This window comes from Gilliamella sp. wkB171 (assembly GCF_001693755.1).
GTDB classification, from domain to species: domain Bacteria; phylum Pseudomonadota; class Gammaproteobacteria; order Enterobacterales; family Orbaceae; genus Gilliamella; species Gilliamella apicola_F.
This window is the reverse complement of the sequence record NZ_LYST01000041.1, coordinates 1-8389: the sequence shown is the minus strand read 5'-3', so window position 1 is coordinate 8389 and position 8389 is coordinate 1. Positions and strand designations below refer to the sequence as shown.

Annotated in this window: 1 protein-coding gene; it reads right to left on the bottom strand. The window is 36.0% G+C overall.

What is annotated here, in order from left to right:
* A partial coding sequence (locus A9G03_RS06075) for a two-partner secretion domain-containing protein (protein WP_065798699.1) occupies nt 1-8282 on the bottom strand: 8282 nt, incomplete at its 3' end.
* Nucleotides 8283-8389 lie beyond the last annotated feature (107 nt).

Below are 8389 nucleotides of genomic sequence, written 5' to 3'. Positions count from 1 at the left end.
GCAACAACGCTGTCGCCTTTTATCTGGCCAGCATTAATATTGGCATCATTGCCTGTTATCATCGTTAGCTTATTGCCGGCTTCTATAACACTTTCTGTCCAGTCTGTTCCATTCCCTTTTTCTCGAGATTTACTTTGACTGCCGCTGGCTGATATATTAAATCCATTCTTTTGACCACCAAAGTTATACCCGACACTTACCGAACCACTGCTACTTTTTTCTTTAGTATCGGTTTTAAACGTGTTTTCTTGGCCGATAATATTAATATCATGATTAGCGTTAATGGTTGCATTACGACCTGCTTGTACTTGACTGCCAATGACATTTATATCACCACTATTGCTTTCACCATTGCCTGTTGCAATGATAGAGACATCACGCCCCGCTGCAACCGATGAGCTAACCACGGTATGTTGTTCTTGATTAACCGTACGTTTGGTTTTTTCACTGCCAAGGCTAATATTAATGCCCACCGAAGCCTCAGGCACACCATCTTGTAAATTTGCTCCTGTTTCTAACGCCGCATTACCCGCTTGTAAGCCCGCTTTAATTTCCATTAATGCTTTGGTTTTATCATTGGTTTGCTCTTTGGCTTGTTGTAGTGTTTGAGTTGCGTTGTATATGTTACTGGCTGTACCCGAAACAGCAACGGTCACCCCTGTTTTTTGATATTTATACTCTTCTTTATGGGTAGTTTTAGCATCTAACGCTTCAATATTGACATTTTCACCTTGCATTTTAATATTTTGCTTAGCAATAATATCACTGCCTTCAACGTTAATATTTTTGCCTGCATGAATATTGACACTGCCGTCGGTACTGCCAACGACACTACCGACATAAGCTTGTTCGGTATCGGTTTGTTTTAGTGACTCTTTCTCTTTACCAATGGTAACGCCAATACCACCACTGCTCATTAACCCTGATTTTTTCTTTTTTGTTTCTTCTTTTCGGTAATATGACTCTTCTGCGGCATTAACCGTAATATCTTTATCGGCATAGAGATTGACATCATGGGTACCAACTACCTGACTACCGGTTACGGTTAAATTATTGCCAGCATCAATGGTTATACTGTTAGCTGATAGTGAGCTGCCTTTTTGCGTTGTGTTATCTATTTCTGTATGTTCGGTAATCGATTGTTTATTGAGTAAGCCTTTAGACGTCGATTTATGATGCTCGGAGAGGTTTAACCGCTCTTGGTCACTGCTAATATCAATATCATGCTGCGCAAGTAAGTTTAATGATTGATTGCTTGCGATATCCGCCGATTTCATGCGAATATCATTACCCGCTATTAAGTTCAAGTTACCCTGGGTAAAAATTTCGCTACCGACAATATTCTCAATATCAACTTTGCGGTAGTTGTTTTTATTCCAAAATGCTTCTTGCTTACTTTCTGTTTTTAAGGTTGATAAATTAATATCGTGACCGGCAATAAGATTGGTTTTTCCATCTTCTCCGCCATTAGTGAGTAACGCTGCACCCAGATTGATATCATGCCCCGCTTTTAGGCTAATATCACCATCTTTGACATTAATGCTCGAGACTTGATCAATAACGGTATTAATACTTTTGTTTTTCTCATAATAAGATGCTGTCGTTGATGTAGTACTGTTTAAATTAATATCATTGTTGGCTGATAGATAAACTAATTTATCAGCATTAAATTTACCACTGCTATTTATACTATCTTTGGCATTAATTACGATTGAATTAGCATCAATCGTACCGCGATTATTGACGTTGTTCGCTGCTATCGCCACGCGATTTTTACCTAAAATTAGGCCTGATGAATCAACATCATCTGTTGCATACACAGTCACATTTTTCCCAGCTAACAGTGCACCGTCAGCATTCACTCGTGCGTGATTAACCAAATAAACTTGAGGCACCAGTACCGTTATTGCTTGACCATCAACAATGACGGTTTTACTTTCCATCCAAACCATATCGGTAGTGAGTAGTCGCATTTGGTCAGCGGAAAGTGAGGCGCCAATTGGTAATCCATAGTGCTCAGCAAACGCAATACCTGCGTCCATTAGTGCTTTATACTGTTCAAGATCACTTGAATAGTCACCTAAATATCGCTGACCGGTTAACGTCACAATTTGTTCACGAATGAGCTGTTGTTCATAGTAGCCATCACCCAGCCGTTTTTGGATGTTATTGGGATCAACTCGCAGGCGATTAAGCATATAGTCTGAACTTAACCATTTTTTGCGATTGGTAAAGCGAGAGTCCGTTTCAATTAAATAGTTCGACTCTGGACTTTTATTGACAATATAAATACTGTTTTTAGGTAGGCTGGTATTTGGTTCGGTATAACTGATCGATTCGGTATATTGTTGTTTATTCACCGAGTCAATAGATGGGTGTTGATTGACGTTATTATCAATAACGGATGTATTTTGGTTATCAACTTTTTCGGTTTTAATTGTTGTTTTGCCTTGGGATAAGTCAGTAATGGGCTTAGCCTCAGCAATGGTTATGTCACCTTTTTCTTTACCTTTAGCGATAAGTGAATCAGATAAACCATCGAGCTGTTGATCAGCTTTAACATCTTTATTTATGGTCTGGATAGCTTGCCCTGCTGCAACATGAATAGTTTCACGCTCGGTTGGGGTAAGCTTGCTGTTATTGATATTAGTATGATCTTCCATTTTAGCGTGTTGAAGATCAATAGTAGTTATCGATTGGTTAAAATATTTTGATTCATCTTCCCCTTTCGTGTATACGGCTTTACCGTTGTGATTATTTTTATTTCGGTAATGCCAAATTTGTGTTCCGATATCGGTAATCGTTCGTTTACCTTTCAGTGAATAATTGTTGAGCGTATCGGTTGTAACCAATAAATTATTGCCTGCCAATATTTTACTATTATCATTTTCAACATGATGAGCTTGAATAATCAGATCATTGCCAGAAATAATTTCTGCAGGCTCACTCACTTTAATTTTTGTTTCATAGATATTTTTTGTATATCGATATTCGTGATATTTATGCGTGCTACCAAATTCACCCTTATTAGAATGTAATACGGGATATCGATGGCGTTTTTTAGGGCTCGTTCTAATGGTGACTTCTTCCGGTTTAAAACGCCTTGCATCACCCATAGGGGAATATTCGGTAATCGGTTGGCTACTAATTAACACGTCTTCTGTTTCAATATGATCATTAATATTGTTAATTTGACTAACATTTAATCGCATGTTGTTAGTGCTTTCGATTCGTGCCGAATGATTATTTAATGTTTTACCATTGATTTGCATATCACCTAAACTTAAAAGCAAGGCATGATTAGCATTATTAACTGAGTTCACATCAAAAAGCAGGGATTGTCTTGCGGCAATCGTTGGGGTAATTGGGCTGTTTAATGCAGCAGCTTTATTATTCACTTCATTTGCTTTGATATGAATGGTATCACCATATAGGCGTGCTGCATCAAGGTTATCAAATTGTTGTGTTAAATCAATGTTAACATCTTCACCATCAATTAAACCTTGATTAACAAAGCTATTGCCATTAATGTCAATTTTTTCCGATTCAATAATGCCATTTTGTGTGTTTTTGCCAATATCACTCGTCAGTGTGACGCTTTGGCCAGAAGAGATTTTACCCTGGTTATTAATTTGATTGGCTTTAATTGATATTTGATTGTTGGCAATCAAACTTTTTATATTATTAAAACCATTCATCAAATTTAAAATGATACTATTTTCAGCACGCAGCTCTCCATCGCCGGTTAATTGATTAGCAACAATGGCAATATCTTTTGCTAATAAATAGGCTTGACTATTGATTACATTGTTTGCCTGGATATTTAATATATTTTTAGCAATGAAATTAGCCAATTGGTTATCAAGTGCCTGACTTTCTAACTCAATTTGATCCGCATTAAGTATTGCATGATAATTAATTACATCATTTGCAATTATTTTTAGTAAACTGGCTGTTTCCAGTTTGGATTCACTATTGTTAATCGTATCAGCTTTTATGAAAATGCCTTGATTAGCCATTAATGTTGAATGTTGGTTATCGATGGCGCCTTGCGTTTGCAATTTTATTTGTTGCAAGGCTGTCAACTGCGCTGAGTTATTTATTAAATTATTCTCAGCATTTAGAATAATATTCCCTACGCTCAGCAGTTTTGCCTCATTATTATTCATTGTTTTTGCATTGAGCGCTAAATCACCTTTAGCTTGTATATCGGCAGATTGATTATTGATATCATTGGATTGAATATTTAAATCACTTTCTGCAATTAATTGCGCTCGATGATTATTAACACTATTGGTTGTAATTGATAAAAGACCTTTACTACTTAATTCTGCTGCCTCATTATCTAAATCGTTCGCATGAATAATAAGACCATTTCGACCTGCGACTAATGTCGCTTTTTCATTGTTAATATTACCGTTAACATTGATTTGCATGCCACCTTTAGCTTGCAAGGCAGCATCTTGGTTGTTAAGGTTGGAACCATTAATTTTAATAGTGTTATCCGCTAACCATAACGCCTGTTGATTGTTTATCTCGTCACTCTTTACAATGATATTTTGTTTGGCAGATAATGTTGCTTGTTGGTTATTGGTATTCGCTGCATCAATTTCTATTGAATCATTTGAAATCAACGTTGCTGTTTGATTATTAAGTTGATTTGTTTGAATGTGAATGGCTTTATCGGCATTGAAATAAGCTAATTGATTAGACAGTTCGTTTACGTAAAACGAAATTTCACCGCCAGCAATTAAGGTCGCATTATCATTATTGATTCGATTTGTTTTGATTGAAATATCACTATTCGTTTTAATTATTGCTTTTTGATTATTTATGTCTTCACTTTCAACAGTTATTTTATTTAGACTCACCCATTTGGAAAATGAGCTGTCGATTTTTTTTGCTTTGATATTCAGCGAGTCATCTGTCTTTAACGTCGCGGATTGACTATTTAATTCATTTGCATTAAGTGTGATAGATTTGCTGGCTGCCAATAGATTATTGTAATTATTAATCACATTGGCATTCATCTCCATTTGTCCTTGAGCTCGAATGTCTGCCTGCTGATTGTTTAATAAATCATTTGCATCAAATACCACATTACCCACTGCTATCATCGTCGATTGTTGGTTGTTAATGTTCGTTGCTTGCATGACAAGATCATGTGCAGATTTAATTTTTGCATTGTTATTATCAATCTGCTGCGCTGCAAGTTTAAGTTGTTCACCTGCAATAAGGGTGGCATGACTATTATCCATACTCTCCGTTGCAACCATTAACAGTGCTTTAGCAGCTTGTAGAGCAATATCACGATTATTCAGCGTGTTAGCATGGATATCTATTGAATCTTGACCTATAATTTGTGCGTTCTGGTTATTAATTTTATCCGCTAAAATCTGAATATTTGCTAATGCATTAATAAGCGCATTTTGGTTGTTAATGATGTTTGAATTTAACGTTATTGCACCATAGCTGAGTAATTGGCTATTGATATTGTTTAAATTAAGCGTCTTAAATAAAATGTTTTTATAACTTGATATAGATGAATTTTGATTGTTGAATATTTGTGTGTTGACTGTTGTCTTGCCTTCACTGATCCATTTCGAATCATTATTGTCTAATTGTGAAACCGCAGTGATAGCTATATCATCTTTAGCACTTAAAGTTGCAGTATTTAATTTGATATTATCAGCATTGATACTTACCTGTTTTTCACTAATAATCAATCCATTTGTAACATCAATATTGTTATCTGCGTTAAGTTCAATACCTTGTTTGCCTTTAATTTTTACTTGTTGGGCATCAATCGTATGGCTATTGATATCAATATTACCATTACTCGCAATTAATCCTTGATTGGCGAATAATTGTTGGGCAGTAATCATGATACGATCACTTGCATTAAGCTCAGCATTATTATTGTTAATACTTTCACCATTGAGCTCTAAACTTGCATTAGTGAGTAATAGTGCAGAAGCATTATTGATGTTATTGGCATAAATTGATATTAATTTAGCTGCCTGAATATTAGCTTGCTCATTATTAATTTCCTTACCATGAAGGATAAGTTTACCGGTTGTGATAATGTTTGTATTGCTATTATTAATTGATGACGAGTTCATATTTACATCATCAACAGCAATCAACTTGGCTGACTCATTATTTAATTGCGTTGAATTAATAGACAAATACCCATTTGTTTTTAATTCTGCTGATTGATTATCTACTTGTTGTCCATCAATAAAAATACCGTTTAATGCGGTCAGTTTTGCATATTGATTGAAGAATTGTTGCACATTGATTTTGATAGCATTTTCGGAAATGAATGTAGCGGCATTGTTATCAACATATTTACTCGCTATATTGATAGTCCCCTTGGCACTTAAACTCGCATGTTGATTATTCACTTTATTTGTTGCATTAATCGTGAGTGAATCTTCTGTTAATAACTGAGATTGTTGATTATCAAAAAATACGCTATCAATGTTGAGATATTTTTTCGACTGTAATATTGACTGGCGGTTTGCTAAGGTATCGGCTTTTATTTGTAGCTGATCATTACTGACTAAAAGTGAATCATTATTAGTGATATCTTGACTTTGTAAGTGAATTTCACCTTCAGCGAACAGCGTTGCATGGTCATTATCAATAGCATACTGCGCATTAAAATAAATGCCTTTACCCGCATTTAGCTTTGATTGCGCATTATTAATTTTATCAGCACTAAATGTGATATCGTCATTCGCTAATATTGTCGATTGTTGATTGTCAATTAACTTCGCCTTTGCCACATAACGGGTTTGGGTTTTCGCTTGTATATTACGACTATCAATGGAATAAGTTGCATGCAAATTAATATCTTGTTCACTGTTTATTTTTGCATGACTAATATTAATGTTTTCAGCTGAAAAAGTGACTGTTTGTGCAACATTTTGACTATTTGTTAAATCAACACTTTTTTGCGCATCAATTTTAATGCGTTGACCGGCTAGGTTTTTACCTGTTAGTGATATATTTTCAGCCTGTGCAATAATATCACTTTTTTGTGTTAATTTACCTTCTTCATCAATACCTGCTGCAAGCAAACTTGTTGATGTGCTATTAATGGTTTTAGATTTAAGGTCGACATTTTTTTTAGCGACAATATTTCCTTCGTTAACTATCGCGCCTTGACTGGTGAGTTGAATGGATTGTCGACTATTAATTTGTTTTTGATTAATAATATCATTTTGACTGGTGAGATTAATACTTTGTTGAGCCTGAATTGCGCCTTGATTGGTGATTTTACCATCGGCATTGATAACAATACTGCCGGCACTGGCACCCAGTTCACCCGCATTATGCACACCCACCCCTTTTTCGGTACCAATCATACGAATACTATTAGCATACATACCACCAAGCTGTGAAACATCAATCGAAACTTCCGGTTTATTGTCAGTAGCGTTATCTAGTGGGGTGATAGTTTGTGTATCGTAACTGACCTGATTACGACCGGTGATCACATTCGCTTCATTGGCCCATATTGCCGAGTTAATCGATACCGTACGTGCTATCAAATCAGTATAGTTTTGCCCGGAACTGTCAAGCCCTTTACCGGTTACGGTAATGTGTCCTTGTTCAACCTGGTAACCATTTATTTCACCATTATTGATAATCGGTTTACCGGTAGTGAGTGTCCCTCGACTGGCATTAATAAAACCACAACCATTACAGGTGATGCCGGAAGGGTTAGCAATAATAACCTCCGCTTTTTGACCGGCAACTTCAATCACCCCGTTTAATTGGCTGGGATTACGTGAATTGACTTCGTTTAATATGATTTTTGCCGGCCCGGTTTTATTTAATAGTTCATTACCTTGTACATAACCCGCAATTTGTGTTTGGCTGATTTTACTGCTGTTATTTAATATCGCACCTTGCTGTGATACATCAAATTGTTTGTATTTGTTATGCGATACCCCTTTATTGTTCGGGGTTTGAATGTTGACTTGTGTCACGCCATTCGCCGTTGATATCACTATCGGTTGTTGGTTGCGGCCAGCTTGGTTATCCGCCACTATTTGACTGCCATAAGCCGGCGAAGTCAGCGTAACAAAACCCAGCGAAATAGATACGAATAAGCTTATCGGTTTGAGCGTTGCAAAAATAGATTCAATCGCTGTTTGTTGCGTATCTGTGGTGGTTTTTGCCTGACCATTTGCTGTTTTCGAAATGTCAGCAACCACCATTTGCATATTACGTTTTTTGTTAAAAATTACTCGGTATAAGCGCTTATTCATAATCTATTCCTATCCCTTATCTTTAGCTTTAGCTTTATTTTTATTTTTTATGTTTTTTATTTATTCGCTGTTAGTTATACACATAACACAACATACATCTTGTTATT